Here is a 20,626-nt window from a genome sequence, read left to right on the forward strand (position 1 = left end):
TTAAGGTTCTGTCTATGAATACGTAATAACACGTTAGTACGTATTCAAAATTAGAAAGGCCTCTATCTTAGCAATCAGATAGAGGCCTTTTGTTTTTCCATACCGCATAAATCAACTAGCTTGCGTTAATCACTAATCACTAGTACTTAAATTGCGCCACAATCTTCTCTAGCTTCACACTCACACTCGAGACTTGTTCACTGCAACGCACTGATCCAGAAACCACGGTATAAGTATCACTGGCAAGGTGAGCGATATCTGTAATGTTTCGGTCAATCTCAACGGAAACCATCGATTGCTCTTCGGACGCTGTTGAGATCTGACTGTTTAAGTCGAACATCTCGCCAACTTGGAAGTGTATTCCTTCTATCGCATTCACCACGTCTTTGGTTTGGCTTTTCACCAGCTCAGTTTGTTCTAAGCTCGCTGTCATCTTAGCGACAGTCTTGTCTATCCCAGTGGTTAAACCATGAATCGTTGATTCTATTTGATGGGTTGAATCGTTAGTCATTAACGAAAGCTCTCGCACTTCCGAGGCAACCACAGCGAAACCTCGTCCATGATCGCCAGCACGCGCTGCTTCAATCGCAGCATTAAGCGCCAATAGGTTAGTTTGCTCAGCAATACCTTGAATAGTCGTCACCACCTGATTGATTTCACGACTCTGTTCTTCGAGCTGAACGATGAGATCCTGAGACTCTGCAATGTTTTCTACCAAGACATTAATACTGTCGTTTGTTGATTGTGTCTTTTGCAGCGCTTGATGGGCATTTTCTTTGATCTTCTCGGCATTGGTTGCGGCATTTTCGATGTTCGCCGTCACCTCATTACTCGTCATCACTAACTCGTTAACTGCCGTCGCTACCGATTCAGATTGCTGCTTTTGTTTCTCTGCATTGCTCATGCTTTTGACTGCCGCTTCTTCAGAGCTGCATGAACTGTCTGTCAGCACCGTCATCACGCCGGATAGCTCTTTGATGTTACCGTGCAGTTTATCGATGAAGGTATCGAACGAGTGGGCAAGTTGAGCGAGCTCGTCGTTACCTTTGGCGTTCATTCTGACGGTTAAGTCTCCATCTCCATTTGCAATAGACTCCATCATCACGTTTATCGCTTTGATACGACCCAGGATGTTGCGACCGATGAACACCAATAACAGAGAAAGTAGAGCGACGATAGCGGCACCAAACAGATGTAACATGTTTTGTGTGTTTCTAACTGCCGCTGTAATCGCTTGGCTTATCTCATTCTGCACTTCTTCAATGGCTTGTTCCGTTTTATGGACATTGCTACGTAAGGCGCCTCTAAGCCCCAACTCTGCAGACAAACCTAGATTGCTGTTAGCAACCAACAGAGTTTCAACCGCAGCCTTATATTCGGAATAGGCTTGTTCAGTCGCAATCGAGGTTTGGGAGTAGGGTTCAAACTCAACAAGAGCAGTGGTTAACGCCGCATTCGTTTGGCTATTAATATGTGCGAGGTAATGGAAGTCTTTTTCGATCAGTTCTAACAACGCAAGTTCCAGTGCCAAACTTGATTCTGATTCTGATTCTGATTCGATTGCTGATTTTAGCGCTGTTCTTTTTCCATCAAGAGCTGCTACAAAACCCAAAGGTGGGGTTGTACGTTCAATGTCGTTCACTTGATTGACGATCTGGTGGAACTGTTTCTGGTACTGATGAAGAGTATCGGAGATCTTGGTCATTTGATCGGTCAGGTGAAGTTCGTGCGAGGTTAGGGTTTGGTTCAACGTTACCAATCTTTGATTCAATGTGGCGGCGGTTTTATCGAAACGCTCTGCGTATTTTTGATCGTGGCGAGACAAGAAGTCTTTTTCATGTCGCCTAAGCGTTAATAAATCGACTGAGCTTCTGAGGTTTTCGGTTGCAGCGATCTCCAATGATTCCAATTTGTCTAAGCTGAACTGCTCGTAGATGGCATAGATAAAAACAGAAATAAACAGGGTGAGGTTGATTAAAATAAACTTACTGCGAATAGAAAGAGACAGCGGTCTACGCTGAGGTTCCGATTGATTACTCATGGTTAATTCCCTTTAAGCCGGTGACGTTGATATTCATCTTTAACTTTTATTAATAGATTCATTAAATTGATGAATATGTAACTAATAGCTTATTGGAGTGTTAAATCAAGATTTGCTTTAGGAAAAGCTAATTTAAGACATGATACGTGTAGGTTTAGATGGTCTGAAGCGTGAAACCTGTATCGGGGACGAATTGGAATGGAAACTTAAGGATATAAAAAAGGTGCAGCTGATACTGCACCCAGCACGAGTTAACTTTACGTTTACTGCTCGCCTTTGACGTCAAAATCTATCTTGTCTGCACCTGTAAAGACTTGGAAGCGCAAGCCTTTAGCACGAGCAATCGTTGTTATGCCGAACTTCTGCGCTAAATCTAAGCCCATTTGTGTAACGCCAGAGCGTGACAGTAGAACAGGGATTCCCATCTGCGCAACCTTAATCACCATCTCAGACGTTAAACGGCCTGTGGTGTAGAAGATCTTATCTTCACCTGTCTCTTTGTTAAGCCACATCTCACCAGCCAATGTATCAACGGCATTGTGTCGGCCAACATCTTCAACAAACGATAGAACCTTGTCGTCTTTGCAAACAGCACAGCCATGAACCGCACCCGCTTTCTTGTAGGTGTCGTTATAATGAGTCAGCGCTTCTAGAGCCGTATAGATTTCAGATTGCTTAATCTTGGTTTGAGGCACTTGGTAATCTTCCAATTGCTTCATCACGTTGCCATACATGGTACCTTGGCCACAGCCAGAGGTAACTGTCTTCTTCTTAAGCGCTTGCTCAAGTTGGCTCGTATCTTCTTTGGTGATAACCGCTGCTGAGCTGGTTTCCCAGTCGATGATGATTGATTCAACGGCTTCTGGATCAGAAAGGAAGCTTTGGTTTTTCAAATAACCCAAGACTAATGCTTCCGGGCGTGAACCCAATGTCATTAGAGTTACGATCTCTTTCCAGTTCAACATAACGGTAAGAGGGCGCTCGCACGCAATTTGTTTCGTTAGCTTTTCGCCATATTCATCAAACACTTCAACTTCGATGGTCTGAAGTGGGTTTTCACTGGTTTTTATTATGTTTGGTTTTACCACAGTCACGTCCTACTTAATGAGATAGCGATTATAAGGGATAAGAAGTTAGGCAAGAGTCATCATACGACTCTTTAGAATACATGCGTTCTCTGTCACTTAGTCAGTCTTAGCTTTAACTCAAGCATTTAGCAATTCTCATTCCAAAATAGCGGCTATTCGAGAAAACATGAAGCATTCGATTAAAATAGCGCAAAATATGAGAGTTCACCGAGACTAACTGTCTCAAACCAGCGCGATCGACTAACGTTATAGGGGTAACTTTACGACAAACGCACTAAAGACGGAGCAGGACTTAAAATGTATTGGCGTGTTTATTGCTTTGTAGAGGGTATATGATTATGCGAAGTACAAAATGTCCTACGTACGATCAGAATAAAGAAAATCAATTGGGTGCAGTATGTCTGAGATAAAAGAATTCAAAGAACAATATGAAAAAACAGAAGCAGCTTGGCCAATCGGTGTCCAAAGAATAGAGAAAGAGATCAAAACTGGCATTTGGGTAACAACTCAATGGGAACTCATCGGTTTTGAATTATCACCTGAAAATGAAACCCCAGACGTATGTTTGCTTCAGTTGCACAAAGACGAACGTACCGACTACCGCTTCAATCTAAGCTCTCAGCAACCTAAGCTATTCTTAGTTATGGATAATGTTGACTCCGGTAAACCTATTATTCAATTACTGACAGCATCACAAACAGTCGCAGGCCAATACATGGACGGAGATAACCAAGTATTGTCTTACGACATGCCATTGCCTGTACAAGCTTGGATGGAAGCATTCATCGGTCGTCATGGCGAGTTATTAGAAGCAAGACGTAAGAAACGTAAAGGCGCGGGTCGATCAAATGGCAACTAACTTTTTTAGCCGTTGGTCTCAACGAAAGCTTGATGAATCAACCGACCAACCTTTAGAATCGCAACAAACGCTTGAGGAAACTGAGCTTACTTCCACTGAGGCTTCGTCTGCTGCTTCATCTATAGACGCAGAAACATCGGAGTCACTAGAACGTGGAACTTTGGAAAAAGAGTCTCCAGAACACGCTGTCGATTCTCAAACTATTGACTCTCAGGAGATAGCATCAGAAACGACTGAAGACTTGTCTGTTGCTCAATTATTGGTGTCAGAAGCTTCAGAAAGCGTAAAAAAAGCGGCATTGCGTAAATTATTCCTCTCAGAAGAATTCAACGTTCGTGATGGTTTAGATGATTACGACGACGATTACAGTAATTTGAAGTCTCTTTCTGAAGGGGTTGCGGAAACCTTGCGTGATTGGGTTAAAGACAAAACGGAAGAAGAAACTGCGCCAGAAGAAGAGCAAATCATTGATAATAAAGACGAAGGTGAAGTTTTAGAAAATTCTGAAAGCGATCTTGAGGTATCTGATAATAAACTTGAAACGTCAGAAAGTGCCGAAATAACCGAACAAGAAAAAGAACTGTATAAAAACACAGTATCGGATAATAACGCTACAATGTCAGACGAAGCAGACCTGAAAGAGGTGGGACAAAATATACCACACAAAGAATAGGTACATTTTGACTAAACACTCAATGAACCGCTTGCGACAAAATGTCCCAAGCGGTTTTTTTATACGCACAATAAACGTTATATAGGATTAAATCACTGAAATATAAGGCATATTAAATTGGCATGGCATTTGCAAAATAACGTTCATTATCAACTTTTTTGTAGATAGACGAGTTCACGGTCTGACGAACGACACACTGGCTAAAGGGTTAGTTGTTAACGGATTACTCAGCAAGTTCTCTCTCGCTTACTACAATAAAGGTTGAACAGATTATCCATGTCCAAAGATGGAACTGAGCAATGCTTAAACAATTATTAGAACAAGCAAATTCAAATAACGCTAAAGCAAGACTGTATGCATTTGAAAATACAGTTGAGTTAACAAATCTGATTCCACCTACTGTTAGCTACGAAAGCGGCGGTAATACACTTGTTATTGGTCCAACTGCGATCATTGAAAGTGCTGCGGCTCAATTACCTCAATTGACGAGCCTAACCTTATTGTCAACAGATGGCGAAAAGGGCACAAACCCAGAACTGTACTTCGCGAATTCGGTTCAAGTATCCGGTTTCCTTGGTACGTTTGAAGTTGTGATCGAAAACAAAGGCACATCAAGCAATCTAGCGAAAGTCGCGATTAATCACGATTGTTTCGATGTTGTTTTAGACCTATGTCTGAATAGCTGCATGACTGAAGAAGTGCCTGTTCCTGGTTATTACCCAGTAGGTCGTGGTTATCCAAAACTGGCTGAAGCGTTAGAAGAAATTCCTACGTTAATGGGCACGTTTGATAAGCCTAAGTTCTTCCGTTTGGACACAGACCTATGTGCACACAGTTCTCGTGGTGTTAAAGGTTGTGAGCGTTGTGTTGATGCTTGTCCTGCTGGTGCACTTTCAAGTGAAGGCTCAGATAAGACGGGTCATAAGATCGAGATTAACCCTTACCTATGTCAAGGCGTGGGTACGTGTGCAACGAGCTGTCCGACAGAAGCTATCTCTTACGCATTACCTAACCCTGACGATACTCAAAAATTCATTGAACGTACGCTAGCTAACTACGAGCAAGCGGGTGGTCTGGATCCAATCGTACTTATCTGTAGCTCACGTCATGAGACTTACAACGTGATGGCTCTTAAAGCGCTACCAGATAACGTGATTCCAATTGTCGTAGAAGAACTGCCATCTATTGGTATCGATACTTGGTTTGCAGCTTTAGTTAATGGCGCAACTCAGGTTCTGTTTGCCGCATCTCGCTTTATGCCAGAAACGATCATTCGTGTTCTGAATAACGAAGTAGGGATTGCTCAAGAACTACTAGATCAAATCGGTATTCCAAAAGAAACCATCGATATTCTGTACTTAGAATCTCTACGTGAATGTCCTCCAACACTTTGTGTGGATTCATTCGACCTTGCACTTGGCGATCTTCAAGGCAACAAGCGCCAACGTCTATTTACAGCACTTGATGCGATGTCTTCAGCTCGTATTCCTGTTGAGAACATTGTTGAGCTTCCGTCAAACGCACCTTACGGCAACGTTTCGTGTGATAGCAAAGATTGTACGTTATGTATGAGCTGTGTGGCTGTGTGTCCGACACGTGCACTTCATACCGACGGGGCTTCTCCATCACTTAAATTTGTAGAACAAGACTGTATTCAATGTGGCTTGTGTGAAAAGGCATGTCCTGAAAATGTTCTGACTCTTACGCCTCGTATGAACTGGGTAAAAGAAGAACGTCAAAAAGCAGTTGTGATTCATGAAGAGAAAGCTGCGGAATGTGTACGTTGCCATAAACCATTCGCACCTCAGTCTATGATTGACATGTTACAGAACAAGTTACGCGGTCACTCTCACTTTTCAGATGAAGCAGCGATTAATCGTATTGCTATGTGTGAAGACTGCCGTGTGGTGGATATGTTCGATTCAATGGCTCAAGACCCATTGAAACAATTGAAATACTAGGAGTTAGCCTTGGAAACGAATTTGGATCAGGCACAAGAACAGACACTAAGAACTGAGATCTATTTGGTTCTATCCGCACTGTTTCGCAGCGCACCTTCTGAAGAGGTGATCGACTTTCTAAAAACACTCGATATTGAAGCGTCTGAAAGCGCAATGCAAAAGGCTTGGATTGCCATTCAACAAGCGGCAACAGAATCAAACCGTGAAGCTTTTGAAGACGAATATCAAGATTTGTTCATCGGTATTGGGCGTGGAGAAGTCGTTCCATTTGGTTCTTGGCATCGCACTGGCGCCATGATGGAAAAACCATTGGCAGAGATTCGTCATGACTTAGAGCTTTTAGGCATTGAGCGTGACGATCAAGTGAAAGAGCCGGAAGATCATATCGCAGCACTGTGTGAAGTGATGGCGATGCTAACGGCTGAAGAAGAAGCACTGCAACAGGCGGTATTCAATAAGCACCTTGGCCCTTGGTTTAACTCTTTCACGCGTCAGCTTGAAGGGGCAGAAAGCGCGAACTTCTACAAATCGGCCGCTCAACTGTGTGAAGCATTCTTAACGTTAGAACAAGTGCGTTTTAGCGTGAATACAAAAAGCAGTAAGCACAAATTAAAGATTGATGTGAAAAACGTCACTGATTACGAGTAATCGAGCAGTACGCGATTATATCGATAGAGGGGCATTAAGCCTCCAAAAAAGATCTACCGTAAGGTAAGGAAGCAATGATGAAAGATAATAAAGATATAAATACAAGCCGTAGGGATCTACTCAAAGGCTTGACGACTGCAGCCGTTGCTGGTGCCGTTGTCGCTGGTACAACTAAAGTGGCAACCGCTTCAGAAACTGTTGAAATTTCGAAAGAAGACGTGAAGAAGACAGGGTATCGTGAGACGCAACACATTCGCGATTACTACGACACACTTTAGGAGATAACGGATGAAACTTGTCAAACGCTCCGATAGTGTGAGCAAAGAAACCAATCAGCTAGGTGTGTCTCGACGTGCCTTCATGAAAAACACTTCATTAGCTGCTGGTGGCGCAGTGGTAGGCGCAAGTCTATTTGCACCAGGTATGATGAAGAAAGCACAGGCTAAATCAGTCGATCCAGAAGCGAAAACAGAAGTGAAACGTACTATCTGTTCTCACTGTTCTGTGGGTTGTGGTATCTACGCTGAAGTTCAAAATGGCGTATGGACAGGTCAAGAGCCTGCATTCGATCACCCATTCAACGCTGGTGGACACTGTGCGAAAGGTGCAGCACTTCGTGAGCACGGCCACGGTGAACGTCGTCTTAAGTACCCAATGAAATTGGAAGGCGGTAAGTGGAAGAAGCTTTCTTGGGAACAAGCGATTGAAGAGATCGGTAACAAAGCGCTAGAACTTCGTAAAGAGTCTGGCCCTGATTCAGTTTACTTCCTAGGTAGTGCGAAACACAGTAACGAGCAAGCTTATGCATTCCGTAAGATGGCTTCGCTTTGGGGCACCAACAACGTTGACCACCAAGCACGTATTTGTCACTCAACCACAGTAGCCGGTGTTGCGAACACTTGGGGTTACGGTGCAATGACAAACTCGTTCAATGACATGCACAACTGTAAATCGATGCTGTTCATTGGTTCAAACCCAGCAGAAGCTCACCCAGTAGCGATGCAACACATATTGATCGCGAAAGAGAAGAACAACTGTAAGATCGTTGTTGCGGATCCTCGTCGTACGCGTACTGCTGCGAAATCAGATCACTACGTTTCTCTTCGTCCAGGTTCTGACGTTGCGTTTATCTGGGGTGTGTTATGGCACGTCTTTGCAAACCAATGGGAAGACAAAGAGTTCATTAAACAACGTGTATTCGGCATGGACGAGATCCGTGAAGAAGTCGCGAAGTGGAACCCAGCAGAAGTTGAACGCGTAACTGGTGTTAGTGAAAAAGACGTATACCACACCGCGAAACTACTTTCTGAAAACCGTCCGGGTTGTATCGTTTGGTGTATGGGTGGTACTCAGCACACGACTGGTAACAACAACACACGCGCTTACTGTGTACTTGAGCTTGCGCTAGGTAACATCGGTAAATCAGGCGGCGGTGCAAACATCTTCCGTGGTCACGATAACGTACAGGGCGCAACTGACCTTGGCGTACTGTCAGACACACTTCCAGGCTACTACGGCTTGTCTGAAGGTTCTTGGCGTCACTGGTCAAAAGTTTGGGATATCGACTTTGACTGGGTGAAAGGCCGTTTCGACGACAACGCATACGGCGGTCAAAAACCAATGAACAGTGCAGGTATTCCTGTATCTCGTTGGGTTGATGGCGTACTTGAAGACAAAGACAAGATTCGCCAACGCGAAAACATCCGTGCCATGTTCTACTGGGGTCACGCGGTGAACTCTCAGACTCGTGGTCCAGAGATGAAGAAGGCGATGCAGAAGCTGGATATGATGGTTATCGTTGACCCATACCCAACAGTTGCAGCAGTAATGAACGATCGTACTGACGGCGTTTACTTGCTTCCAGCAACCACTCAATTTGAAACCTACGGCAGTGTAACGGCATCAAACCGTTCTCTACAGTGGCGTGACAAGGTGGTTGATCCTCTGTTCGAATCTAAGCCTGACCACGAAATCATGTACCTTCTTTCTAAGAAGCTTGGTTTCTCTGATCAACTGTTCAAAAACATCCGTGTTGAGAACAACCAACCATTGATTGAAGACATCACACGTGAATTCAACAAAGGTATGTGGACGATCGGTTACACAGGTCAAAGCCCAGAGCGTTTGAAAGAGCACCAACAAAACTGGCACACATTCCACAAAACTACGCTTGCTGCAGAAGGCGGCCCAGCGAATGGCGAGACCTACGGTCTTCCTTGGCCATGTTGGGGCAACCCAGAGATGAAACACCCAGGTACGCATATCCTTTACGATACGTCTAAACCTGTCGCTGAAGGTGGTGGTAACTTCCGTACTCGTTTCGGTGTCGAGTTTGAAGGTCAAAGCCTACTGGCTGAAGACAGCTACTCAAAAGGCAGCGAAATCAAAGATGGCTACCCAGAATTTAGTGACAAACTGCTGAAACAACTGGGGTGGTGGGATGACCTAACAGCAGAAGAGAAAGCCTCTGCTGAAGGTAAAAACTGGAAGACTGACGTTTCTGGCGGCATTCAACGCGTGGCTATCAAGCACGGTTGTATTCCTTTTGGTAACGCGAAAGCGCGTGCGATTGTTTGGACATTCCCAGACCGCGTACCACTGCACCGTGAACCACTTTACACACCACGTCGTGACCTAGTTGCTGACTACCCAACATGGGATGACAAGGAAGCGATCTTCCGTGTTCCTACGTTGTACAAGTCAATCCAAGAGCAAGACAAGTCTGGTGAATACCCGATTATTCTTACTTCTGGTCGTCTGGTTGAGTACGAAGGTGGTGGTGAAGAAACCCGTTCGAACCCTTGGCTAGCAGAACTACAACAAGAGATGTTTGTTGAAGTGAACCCGAAAGATGCAAACGACATTGGCTTTAAAGATGGCGATGACGTTTGGGTTGAAGGTGCTGAGAAGGGCCGAATTAAGGTGAAAGCGATGGTAACTCGTCGTGTGAAACCGGGTCTGGCGTTCATCCCATTCCACTTCGGTGGTAAGTTCCAAGGCGAAGATTTGCGTTCTAAGTATCCAGAAGGCACTGATCCTTACGTTATTGGTGAAGCTGCTAACACAGCAACCACATACGGTTACGACCCTGTCACGTTGATGCAGGAAACGAAAGTAACCCTTTGTAATATTCGTAAAGCGTAAGGAGTCTTAAAATGGCTAGAATGAAATTTCTTTGTGACACCAAGCGTTGTATCGAATGTAACGGTTGTGTCACTGCATGTAAGAATGAAAATGATGATGCTCTGGAATGGGGTATTCAGCGTCGCCGCGTTGTAACACTGAACGATGGTGAACCGGGTGAAAACTCTATCTCAGTAGCATGTATGCACTGTACTGATGCACCTTGTATGGCAGTTTGCCCAGCAGACTGTTTTGAACATACAGAAGACGGCATCGTACTTCACAATAAAGATCTATGTATCGGTTGTGGCTACTGCTTGTTTGCTTGTCCGTTTGGCGCACCTCAATTCCCTAAACAGGAAGCATTTGGTGAGCGCGGTAAGATGGACAAATGTACATTCTGTGCTGGCGGCCCTGAAACAGAGCCAGGTTCTGTTGAAGAGCGTCAGAAGTACGGTGCGAACCGTATTGCTGAAGGCAAGCTGCCAATGTGTGCTTCGCTTTGTTCAACAAAAGCACTGCTAGCGGGTGACGCAGAGAAAGTTTCTGATGTTTTCCGTCAGCGTGTAGTTGAACGTGGTGCGAAAGGTGCAGGTTGGACAGACGGCAACGACCTTTCTTACGATGCGACTAAGAGCTAAGTAGGAGAGACGTATGCTTACAATGTTTAAGCGTCTCTTCCTTGTTGTGCTGCCGATGTTGGCAGCACTAACAATGCTTTCTCCTATGAGTCATGCATCTGAGACGAACTCATCACAAACTCAATCGAGCTCTGCTCAACGAGAAATCACACAGCTTGCTGGTGCCGATTTTTGGCGACAAGTAAGAAATGGAGAGGAAGGTTACACCACATCTCAATCTGCTGAGCACGGTGTATTGATCAGTACTCCGGGTCAAACGTGGTACATATTGAAAGAGAAGTGGATGTCACCAGCCGGTGCGGTCGCTATCTTTGGCAGTATTGCTTTTGTGACTTTGATGTACGTTGTGATTGGCCCGCTAATGCTAAGCGCGCCAAGAACGGGTCGTAAGATAAAACGTTGGTCGCGACTAGATCGTGCCTTGCACTGGAGCATGGCGTTTACCTTCTTAACACTGGCGTTCAGTGGTTTGATGTTGGTTTACGGTAAGCACTTCTTGAAACCTTATATCCCAACGGATCTATGGGGCTTCATCGTTCTACTGGCTAAGCAATACCATAACTACATCGGCCCAATTTTCTATGTGCTGTTGATGGCTGTTCTTATCAAGTGGTGGCGCAAGTCTATCTTCAAGATGGTCGATATCCAGTGGTTCATGAAACTGGGCGGTATGGTAGGGAAACATAAAGGTTCTCATCCATCTGCTGAGTTTTCGAACGCGGGTGAAAAAGCACTGTTCTGGCTATTGATTGTTATGGGTAGTGTCGCTGCGATCAGTGGTTTGGTTTTAGACTTCCCAATCTTCGGTCAAACCCGTCGAGATATGGAGCTTTCAAACCTAGTCCACATGTTGGCTGCTTTGATCCTTATCTGTGGTTTTGTGTTCCACATCTACATCGGCTTGTTCGGTATGGAAGGTGCACTAGAAGGCATGGTAACAGGCGAAGTTGATGAAACTTGGGCAAAAGAGCACCATGACCTTTGGTACAAAGAAGTGATGGAACAAGAGAAAAACGGCGTTGAACAAAGCGCTAACGCAGCAACAGAGAAAAGTGAAGGGGTGAATAAGAATGAACAAACCTCATAAAGGTATTTGGGTTGCTTACATCCTAAGCTGCTTTACACCATTTACTTGTCTTCTCTCTGGTGTAATTGCCATCATCTACGCAGGCTATCGTTTAGATAAAGGTGAAGACAGCGAAGTAGTGGATACCCATTACTACGGCTTGATTCGCTCGTTCTTCTTGAACCTGACGTTCTTTGTTGTGCTTATCGTGACCGTAGCAACCTCTAATGGCGTGTTGATCGGTGTTAACGATTACTGGTATCAAAACCACATTATCGATGACATCGCTTACTACATCCCGTATGTAGGCATGTTGTTTGGTGGTGTTGCGATTGTGGTTTGGTTTATTCGTATGTATCAAGGTATGCAGCGTTTAAGTCAAAACCTACCGCAAAACCCGACAACAGGTCCAAACTTGTAGTCGAGCATAGACTTACTAGATAGCGAATTATCTAGCACAATAGTCCTTTTGAAAGCCCAATGATTTCGGTCATTGGGCTTTTTGTTTCTAATCAGCAACAAAACTGAATGAAGCATGGTATTGACCGCTTCAATATGGTGCAACTCCCTTAATTGGTGCAATTCTTGTTTCCATTTTTACGCTTATTAAGAACCAAGAAAGTGCACTAATAAATTTATGCGCTATTAATCAATAATTTAAAAGTAAAACCTGTTGCACGAAAATTACCCTTCACACTTGGAACGCATCTTGCGTTCACTGTTGAGTCTTTAATTAATTACAACATTGAATCGCACGATATCAGTGCAAATCAGATAAAGCGAAGGAGAATGCTTTAATGAGTGAAACGGTGACTCAAGTTCATAGTGCAGTACAAACCCTTACCCAAAGTTCAGATACTTTATTCCTATTACTCGGTGCCATCATGGTTTTCTTGATGCACGCTGGCTTTGCTTTTCTAGAAGTCGGTACCGTTCGAAAGAAGAACCAAGTAAACGCGCTCGTTAAGATCCTGTCGGATTTTGGTGTCTCCGCCATTGCTTACTTCTTTATCGGTTACTGGGTTGCTTACGGTGCACACTTTTTTGCAGACGCAGAAACACTTTCGCAAGGCAACGGATATGAACTGGTTAAGTTCTTCTTCCTAATGACATTCGCTGCGGCAATCCCAGCGATCGTTTCAGGTGGTATCGCAGAGCGTGCACGTTTCTACCCAATTTTGATTGCGACACTGTTTACGGTTGGTTTCATCTATCCATTTTTTGAAGGCATCATTTGGAACGGCAACTTTGGATTCCAAGATTGGCTAGAAGGCCAGTTTGGTTATGGGTTCCATGACTTCGCAGGCTCTGTAGTGGTTCACGGCGTAGGTGGTTGGATTGCTTTGGTTGCGGTTTACTTCTTAGGGATGCGTAAAGGTCGAATCCGTGCAGGCAAACACACCAACTTCGCGCCATCGAATATCCCATTCTTAGCACTAGGCTCTTGGATCTTATGTGTCGGTTGGTTTGGCTTTAACGTGATGTCAGCTCAAGCAATCAACGGCATCAGCGGCCTAGTGGCGATGAACTCACTCATGGCCATGGTTGGCGGTATTCTTGCGGCTCTAATTGCAGGTAAAAATGACCCGGGCTTCATCCACAATGGTCCTTTGGCTGGTCTCGTCGCTATCTGTGCGGGCTCAGATTTGATGCACCCACTTGGCGCTTTGGTGACGGGCGGTGTGGCAGGTGCGCTGTTTGTTTACCTATTTACTTATATGCAAAACAAAACACAGATCGATGATGTACTGGGTGTATGGCCTCTACACGGCGTATGTGGTGCCTGGGGTGGCGTTGCTGCTGGTATCTTCGGCCAACAAGCTTTCTGGGGTCTAGGCGGCGTGAGCTTTGCTTCTCAGTTGATTGGTACAGTCGCAGGTGTTGCTGTTGCTTTCGTCGGCGCGTTAATCGTATACGGTGTGTTGAGCAAACTAACAGGCCTACGCTTAAGTGAAGAAGATGAATTCAACGGTGCGGATCTTTCTATCCATAAGATCTCTTCTATCAACGAAGACTAACGTTGTTCACTTGGTGGGGTAAAGCACATCAAGTAGACAACTGTTGAACAGAACTAAGCGGCTTCGGTCGCTTTTTTGTTTCTATGGATAGCAAAACAGAGAATTTGAGTAACAACAACCACAACTATCAAGCGAGTTATGTCACAAATAGCCAATGAATTCAGTTGCCTAAGACTATGGTCTAATCCCCAAAACTATTGTTGGAATTTGAACAGTGCTAAGCTGTTACAAAGTGACATATCTAAAAGGACGTTATATGCATTTCCCATATCGAAATATCGTAATTCTTACTGGCGCTGGCATCTCTGCAGAGTCGGGGATACAAACATTCCGAGCACAAGACGGGCTATGGGAAAACCACAAAATCGAAGATGTAGCGACGCCTGAAGGGTTCGCAAAAGATCCTGACTTGGTACAAGCCTTCTATAACAAGCGTCGTCACGGCCTGCAAAGTGAGAGCATTCAGCCCAATTCAGCCCACAAGGCGCTAGGAGAGCTAGAAGACAAGCTTGATGGCAAAGTTACCATCATTACTCAAAACATCGACAATTTGCACGAGAGAGGCGGTAGCAACAACATTATTCACATGCATGGTGAACTTTTAAAAGCGCGTTGCAGTGAATCCAATCAAGTTGTAGAGCACAAAGGCGATATTGAAACGGGTGAACTTTGTCATTGCTGCCAAATCCCTGCACAAATGCGTCCACATATTGTTTGGTTTGGCGAAATGCCACTAAGAATGGGCGACATTTATTCCGCACTGGAAGAAGCGGATCTGTTTATCTCTATCGGAACTTCAGGTGTTGTTTATCCAGCGGCAGGCTTTGTTCACGATGCGAAAATGCATGGTGCACATACTATCGAGATAAACCTCGAACCAAGTGCGGTTGAAAGTGAATTTGAAGAGAAGCGCTACGGCAAGGCGAGTATCGAGGTGCCTAAACTGGTTGGCGAGTTATTATGTACAGAGAAAGGTTCTTTAACGGCCTAAGCCTTGTCTTTAATAACACACATCAGTTTCTGAATCTGAAAAAATAAAGCGGCTTACGCCGCTTTATTTACTTAACTTCTTAACTAACAATAACTTAGTTGTTTACTTTAAGTTTTTGGAAGTACTCGTCATAAATAACGCTCGCTTCACCAACTTCATCTTGCCACACACCGTTATCCATCACTGATTGTGGTGGGAAAACGTTCTTGTCTTCAGCAAATTCTTTAGGAAGAAGAGGGTAAGCGGTTTTAACTGGTGTCGGGTAACCGATCTCTAGAGCAATTTTCGCAGCGTTCTCTGGGCGAAGAAGGAAGTCGATCATCTTATGAGCCGCTTCAGTGTTCTTAGCGCCTGCTGGAATTGCTAGGCTGTCCATCCAGAAGATAGCGCCTTTTTCTGGCCAGATAATGTCAATCGTTGCGCCTTCTTGGCGTGCCATGTAAGCAGAACCATTCCAAAGCATACCAAGAGACACTTCACCTGCTAGGTAAGGGTTCGCTGGGAAATCTGAGTTAAATACCAATACGTTTGGCATTAGCTTACGAAGTTCTTCGTAGGCTTCTTTGATTTCTTCAGGGTTAGTCGTGTTTGGAGAGTAGCCCAGTTTAGATAGAGCGATATGGAAAACCTCACGAGAGTCATCCATCATCATCAGTTGACCTTCCCACTGCGTATCCCACAGATCGCCCCAGTTTTTAACTGAAGACTTGTCTAGCATGTCTGAGTTGATACCAATACCCGTCGCACCCCAGATGTATGGGATTGAGTAGTTGTTATTTGGGTCAAATGGCTTATCTAAGTAATTTGGATCCAAATCTGCAAAGTGGCTTAGCTTGGTTTTATCAAGCTCTTGAAGCATGCCTTCTTTACGCATCTTAGAAACGAAGTAAGTAGAAGGAACCACTAAGTCGTAACCCGTACCTTGAGTTTTTAACTTAGCGTACATGCTTTCGTTAGACTCATAAGTTGAGTAGTAGACTTTAATGCCCGTCTCTTCTGTGAAGTCTTCTAGTACTTCATTTGGAATATATTCAGACCAGTTGTAAAAATACAGTTCTTGGTCAGCTGCGAAAGAGGGTGTAGAAAGTAAAGTAGCAGCACACAATGCGCCGGTATACAGTGTTTTTTTCATTACTGTTCCGTTCATTTGTTTGATTTGGAGCTGGGTAGTGAACCCAAGGTAAAGGATTTCGAAAAATCGCGCTATATTATAGCAGCGATATAATAAAATAGGCAGCCTAAGCTGCCTATTCATTGATATTCTTATTTTTAACTTATTGATTATCTACGTTGACCTGTTAAGTAAACTGGTTACTTAGCCACAGTTAGATAATAAGCTAAATTACTGACCTGCTTTAAGTTTCATGAAGTAATCTTCGTACTTCACTGTCTTATCGCCAACCGCAGCTTGCCATTCAACACGATCAAGGTCTTCTTGCGATGGGAATAGCGCAGGGCTATCTTTGAACTTCTCGTTAGACGCTTTAACGGCCGTTAGGTAGCCTGTGTCACGAGAAATTTGCTCAGCAATTTCAGGGCGAAGTAGGAAATCAATCATCTTATGAGCTGCTTCTACGTTTACCGCACCAGAGCTAATCGCAAAGTTATCAACCCAACCGATACCGCCTTCTTTAGGGAAAACCAGTTTGATTGGTAGACCTTCGTTTTGCGCTGCAGCAGCAGAACCGTTCCACAGCATACCAAGACCCACTTCACCAGACATGTAAGGCGCGCCTGGGTTGTCTGAGTTAAATACTAGAACGTTTGGCATAAGCTTTTGTAGCTCAGCGTACGCTTCGTCGATCTCTTTTTCGTTGGTTGTGTTACCAGAGTAACCTAACTTACGCAGTGCGATGTGGAACACTTCACGAGTGTCGTCCATCATCATCAGTTGACCTTCAAGCTCTGGCTTCCATAGATCAGCCCAGCTTTGGAAATCTTGTGGATCGTACATGTCAGTGTTAACAGCAAGACCTGTGATCGCAACTACGTGTGGAATAGAGTAGTCGTTGCTTGGGTCGTACGGCTTATCTAGATAGTTAGTATCTAGATTCTTGAAGTTGTTCAGCTTAGTTTTGTCGATCTTTTGTAGCATACCTTCGTCACGCATCTTAGATACGAAGTAAGTCGACGGCACAACTAGGTCATAGCCTTTGTTGTGTGTTTTTAGCTTTGCGTACAGGGTTTCGTTCGACTCGTAAGTCGAGTAGATCACCTTGATACCAGTTTCATCAGTGAACTGTTCTAGAATCTCACTGTTGATGTAAGGTCCCCAATTCATGAATACCAATTCTTTGTTATCTTTTGCAAATGATGGTGCAGATAACATTGAAAGCGCACATGCACTACCAGCTAATAGAGTAGCCCATTTTTTCATTGACGTTAGCTCCAAACTAAACGTTGCCCTAAGGCAGTAGATAGAAAAACAGAATGGCAATTTACCATTCTGTTTATGATTAACACTTTTTGTAAACTTCTTATCAAGTCAGCCTCATTAAAGAGTAGGAGACTTACTTGATTTTTTCTCTCGCTAATGACTGAGAAATGATCACCAGTATTAACGACACCACTAACATCACTGTTGCTAGGGCGTTTACCTCAGGAGAGATACCCACTTTAACCATTGAGTAAATCTTCAGTGGCAAGATTTCATACGTTGGGCCGGTTACGAAAGAGCTAATGATTACATCGTCCAAAGACAGAGTGAAGCTCAATAACCAACCCGCAGCAACCGCTGGCTTAGCAAGAGGCAGAATGATCTGTTTTAGAATCGTCCATTCACTTGCACCTAGATCTTTCGCTGCTTCAAGCATTTTCACATCGAAGCCATTCAAACGGCTGTAAACCGTTACAACAACAAACGGTAAACAGAACGTAATATGCGCAGCAAGCAGGGTAAAGAAGCCTAGTTGCACACCCATTACTAAGAACAAAGCCAGTAACGAGATTGCCATAACGATGTCTGGTGACATCATTACGATGAACAACATGCCATTGACTACGCCTTTACCTTTGAACTGGTAACGGAATAGGGCTACGGCTGTCAGGCTGCCGACAATCGTAGCAGCTGTTGCTGAAAACACCGCTACGTTAATCGAGTGCCACGCAGCCTGCATTAGGCTGTCGTTGTTAATAAGCGCGTCATACCATTTAGTGGTGAAGCCACCCCATTTCATACCAAACTTATTGGCATTAAACGAGTTAGCGATCAATACGATAATAGGTAGGTATAGAAAGGCGTATACCAGCGCCATAAAGCTGAACTTAACTGTGCGCCCCATTAGTCTAGCTCCACTTTCTTGTTCAATAGCTTACCTGCTCGGTAGTAGGCATACAGCATCACAGCCATTGCCATGGTCAGTGCGATACTCGTCGCTGCGCCAAACGGCCAGTCTCGAGCGTTGAGTACTTGGCTCTTAATCACGTTACCAATCAATAGGTTCTTAGCTCCGCCTAATAGGTCAGAGATGTAGAACATACCTAACGCTGGCAGTAGCACTAACAAACAGCCGCCAATAATGCCCGGCATTGTTAGTGGTAGTACCACTTTCAATAGCGTTTGCAGTTTGTTCGCACCTAAATCTTTAGCCGCTTCTAAATACGTATCGTCCAGTTTTTCAATCGCTGAATACAGCGGCAGAATCATAAACGGAAGTAGGATGTACACTAAACCGATCATTACTGCGGTTTCTGAGTACATGATACGTAGCGGTTTATCAATGATATCTAACGCTAACAAGCTTTTGTTCAAGACACCTTGCGTACCCAGTACAATTTTTAATCCGTATGTACGAATCAAAGAGTTCGTCCAGAATGGTACTATCACTAGGAACAACATGATTGGACGCCACTTCGCCGGCATTTTTGCCACGATGTAAGCGAATGGGTAACCAATAATCAAACAAAGTAGGGTTGCGACAATTGCCATATAGAAAGAGTGCATCAACACTTTAAAATACAGCGGGTCAGCCAAACGCACGTAGTTATCGAGAGTGAAGGTCATCTCGATCAAGTTCGCTTCATCACGAGTTAAGAAGCTAGTACCAATGATCATGATGTTTGGAATCATCACGAACAACACTAACCAACCTGTGATTAAAGCAACAATTGCGTTTTGTAAATTAAACTTCTTGCTCATCTTCTAATACCACTTCCCAGCTCTCAACCCAAGTTACTGCAACTTTTTGGCCCAGTGAGTGATCAACATCAGGGTCATCTTCGTTGAAGAATTCGCTAACCATGACACGCATACCAGATTCAAGTTCTACGACTGAATCTAATGTCATGCCTTTATAGGTTCGCTCGACAATGTGGCCAACAATACCGCGTTGCTCTGACTCTTTAATTTCTTCGATTCGAAGATCTTCAGGGCGAAGCAATACTTGCAGTTTTTGACCCGGTGTTACGTCTTTATCGTGATAGATAATGGACTCTTCACCTTCGATTGTCGCAACAATGCGTTTTTCATCTTGACGAGATTTCGCTGTCGCTTCGAATACGTTAATTTCACCAATGAAACGCGCTACAAATAGGTTCTTAGGCTCTTCGTAGATCTCTCTTGGTGTTCCGTCTTGTTCAATCACGCCATCACGCATAACAATAATACGGTCAGACATAGACAGCGCCTCTTCTTGGTCATGCGTTACAAAAATGAACGTGATACCAAGTTGGCGTTGTAATTGTTTCAGCTCGATTTGCATCTGTTTACGTAGTTTGTAATCCAGAGCAGATAGAGATTCATCCAACAAAAGAACTTTAGGCTTATTAACGACAGCACGAGCGATTGCGATACGTTGCTGTTGGCCACCAGATAGCTGGTGTGGCTTTCGTTGTGCCATTTGTTCTAGGCGCACCATTTTCAAAGCATCCATTACACGAGGTTCAATCTCGCTGTTTGGAACTTTCTGCATGCGTAAGCCAAATGCCACATTGTCGAAAACGGTCATATGCGGGAATAGGGCATAGCTTTGGAATACAGTGTTTACATGCCTTTGTTCAGCAGGAACTTGGGTTACGTTTTGTTCAGCTAATAGTATTTGACCACTATCTGCCGTTTCAAAACCCGCAATCATTCTTAGTACGGTTGTTTTACCACAACCTGATGGGCCTAAAATCGTGAGAAACTCACCATGATTTACGTTTAAATCCAGATTGCCGATGACTTCCTTACCATCGAAACTTTTACTGATGCCAGTTAGCTGTACTACTGGCTTTCCTACTGATTTTTTAGCGTTCAACGTCTGTTTTTCTCCACCTTGGTTCTATTTGAGACCTGTTGCTATACACCTTTAAGGCGCGCATCATAATCACCAAAAACGTGAATTCAAAGCATTTTTTACCTTTCGAAGATAAAAAATTTCGCAGGTAAAAGTAAACATCCTTTACCATACTGTTATTTACTGGGTTTACACCCTAACAAGTGTCTAATTATTAACCATCAAGACGCAAAAGCAAGCCTTGTTACAGATTCATATTTTAGTTTGTATCCGACATATGAGTATAATGAAGGTAATTTTT

At 44.0% G+C, this 20,626-nt stretch carries 18 protein-coding genes; 11 read left to right on the plus strand and 7 right to left on the minus strand.

Going from position 1 to position 20,626, the window contains the following annotated elements; translation table 11 throughout:
• Window positions 1–139: 139 nt before the first annotated feature.
• Window positions 140–2,041 carry a methyl-accepting chemotaxis protein gene (locus AB4138_RS15455; RefSeq protein ID WP_372165203.1) on the minus strand — a complete coding sequence of 634 codons (1,902 nt, stop codon included), beginning with the start codon at window positions 2,039–2,041 and terminating at the stop codon, window positions 140–142.
• Between the two features lie 263 nt (window positions 2,042–2,304).
• A complete protein-coding gene (locus AB4138_RS15460; protein WP_017063873.1) occupies window positions 2,305–3,129 on the minus strand; it encodes a formate dehydrogenase accessory sulfurtransferase FdhD in 825 nt (274 codons plus the stop codon).
• Between the two features lie 397 nt (window positions 3,130–3,526).
• Between AB4138_RS15460 and AB4138_RS15465 the strand changes: the two genes are divergently transcribed.
• The 11 genes from AB4138_RS15465 to cobB all read left to right on the plus strand — a co-directional run bounded on the left by AB4138_RS15465 (window position 3,527) and on the right by cobB (window position 15,109).
• On the plus strand, window positions 3,527–3,988 hold the full coding sequence (locus tag AB4138_RS15465; protein WP_372102759.1) for a DUF3305 domain-containing protein: 462 nt from the start codon (window positions 3,527–3,529) through the stop codon (window positions 3,986–3,988).
• Window positions 3,978–4,661 (plus strand): DUF3306 domain-containing protein, encoded by a 684-nt coding sequence (locus AB4138_RS15470; RefSeq protein ID WP_372306661.1) that lies wholly within the window; start codon window positions 3,978–3,980, stop codon window positions 4,659–4,661. The genes AB4138_RS15465 and AB4138_RS15470 overlap by 11 nt, the downstream gene beginning before the upstream one ends.
• Before the next feature lie 299 nt (window positions 4,662–4,960).
• Window positions 4,961–6,622: a 4Fe-4S dicluster domain-containing protein gene (locus AB4138_RS15475; protein ID WP_372114806.1), complete on the plus strand. Its 1,662-nt coding sequence runs from the start codon at window positions 4,961–4,963 to the stop codon at window positions 6,620–6,622.
• Between the two features lie 9 nt (window positions 6,623–6,631).
• Window positions 6,632–7,270 carry a molecular chaperone gene (locus tag AB4138_RS15480; protein ID WP_372306664.1) on the plus strand — a complete coding sequence of 213 codons (639 nt, stop codon included), beginning with the start codon at window positions 6,632–6,634 and terminating at the stop codon, window positions 7,268–7,270.
• 77 nt (window positions 7,271–7,347) lie between these two features.
• Window positions 7,348–7,548, plus strand: coding sequence for a twin-arginine translocation signal domain-containing protein (locus AB4138_RS15485; protein WP_008217926.1), 201 nt, complete (start codon window positions 7,348–7,350; stop codon window positions 7,546–7,548).
• A gap of 10 nt (window positions 7,549–7,558) precedes the next feature.
• Window positions 7,559–10,414 carry a formate dehydrogenase subunit alpha gene (locus tag AB4138_RS15490; RefSeq protein ID WP_017066649.1) on the plus strand — a complete coding sequence of 952 codons (2,856 nt, stop codon included), beginning with the start codon at window positions 7,559–7,561 and terminating at the stop codon, window positions 10,412–10,414.
• 11 nt (window positions 10,415–10,425) lie between these two features.
• Complete coding sequence (fdh3B, locus tag AB4138_RS15495; RefSeq protein WP_004742271.1) at window positions 10,426–11,034, plus strand: formate dehydrogenase FDH3 subunit beta; 609 nt, start codon at window positions 10,426–10,428, stop codon at window positions 11,032–11,034.
• Between the two features lie 13 nt (window positions 11,035–11,047).
• Complete coding sequence (locus AB4138_RS15500; RefSeq protein ID WP_048615941.1) at window positions 11,048–12,121, plus strand: formate dehydrogenase subunit gamma; 1,074 nt, start codon at window positions 11,048–11,050, stop codon at window positions 12,119–12,121.
• Window positions 12,105–12,521 (plus strand): hypothetical protein, encoded by a 417-nt coding sequence (locus AB4138_RS15505; RefSeq protein WP_050649910.1) that lies wholly within the window; start codon window positions 12,105–12,107, stop codon window positions 12,519–12,521. The genes AB4138_RS15500 and AB4138_RS15505 overlap by 17 nt, the downstream gene beginning before the upstream one ends.
• Before the next feature lie 376 nt (window positions 12,522–12,897).
• Complete coding sequence (locus AB4138_RS15510; RefSeq protein WP_102427718.1) at window positions 12,898–14,118, plus strand: ammonium transporter; 1,221 nt, start codon at window positions 12,898–12,900, stop codon at window positions 14,116–14,118.
• A gap of 256 nt (window positions 14,119–14,374) precedes the next feature.
• On the plus strand, window positions 14,375–15,109 hold the full coding sequence (gene cobB, locus AB4138_RS15515) for a Sir2 family NAD+-dependent deacetylase (protein WP_017063867.1): 735 nt from the start codon (window positions 14,375–14,377) through the stop codon (window positions 15,107–15,109).
• A 94-nt stretch (window positions 15,110–15,203) separates the two neighbouring features.
• On the opposite strand, the gene AB4138_RS15520 is transcribed toward cobB, so the two are convergent.
• The 5 genes from AB4138_RS15520 to potA form a co-directional block, all read right to left on the minus strand.
• Entirely contained in the window at window positions 15,204–16,241 is a 1,038-nt protein-coding gene (locus AB4138_RS15520) for an extracellular solute-binding protein (RefSeq protein WP_017059627.1), read from the minus strand.
• A 210-nt stretch (window positions 16,242–16,451) separates the two neighbouring features.
• Entirely contained in the window at window positions 16,452–17,486 is a 1,035-nt protein-coding gene (locus tag AB4138_RS15525; RefSeq protein WP_372306668.1) for an extracellular solute-binding protein, read from the minus strand.
• Window positions 17,487–17,619: 133 nt separating this feature from the next.
• Window positions 17,620–18,390: a spermidine/putrescine ABC transporter permease PotC gene (gene potC, locus AB4138_RS15530; RefSeq protein WP_372306671.1), complete on the minus strand. Its 771-nt coding sequence runs from the start codon at window positions 18,388–18,390 to the stop codon at window positions 17,620–17,622.
• Window positions 18,390–19,247, minus strand: a complete 858-nt coding sequence (gene potB, locus AB4138_RS15535; RefSeq protein ID WP_017059630.1) for a spermidine/putrescine ABC transporter permease PotB — start codon at window positions 19,245–19,247, stop codon at window positions 18,390–18,392. The genes potC and potB overlap by 1 nt, the downstream gene beginning before the upstream one ends.
• A complete protein-coding gene (gene potA, locus AB4138_RS15540) occupies window positions 19,231–20,346 on the minus strand; it encodes a spermidine/putrescine ABC transporter ATP-binding protein PotA (protein ID WP_017059631.1) in 1,116 nt (371 codons plus the stop codon). Before potA ends, potB begins: the two co-directional genes overlap by 17 nt.
• Window positions 20,347–20,626 lie beyond the last annotated feature (280 nt).

The sequence above is a fragment of the Vibrio sp. 10N.286.52.C3 genome (genome assembly GCF_041468865.1).
In the GTDB taxonomy this organism is placed as follows: Bacteria; Pseudomonadota; Gammaproteobacteria; order Enterobacterales; family Vibrionaceae; genus Vibrio; species Vibrio crassostreae_C.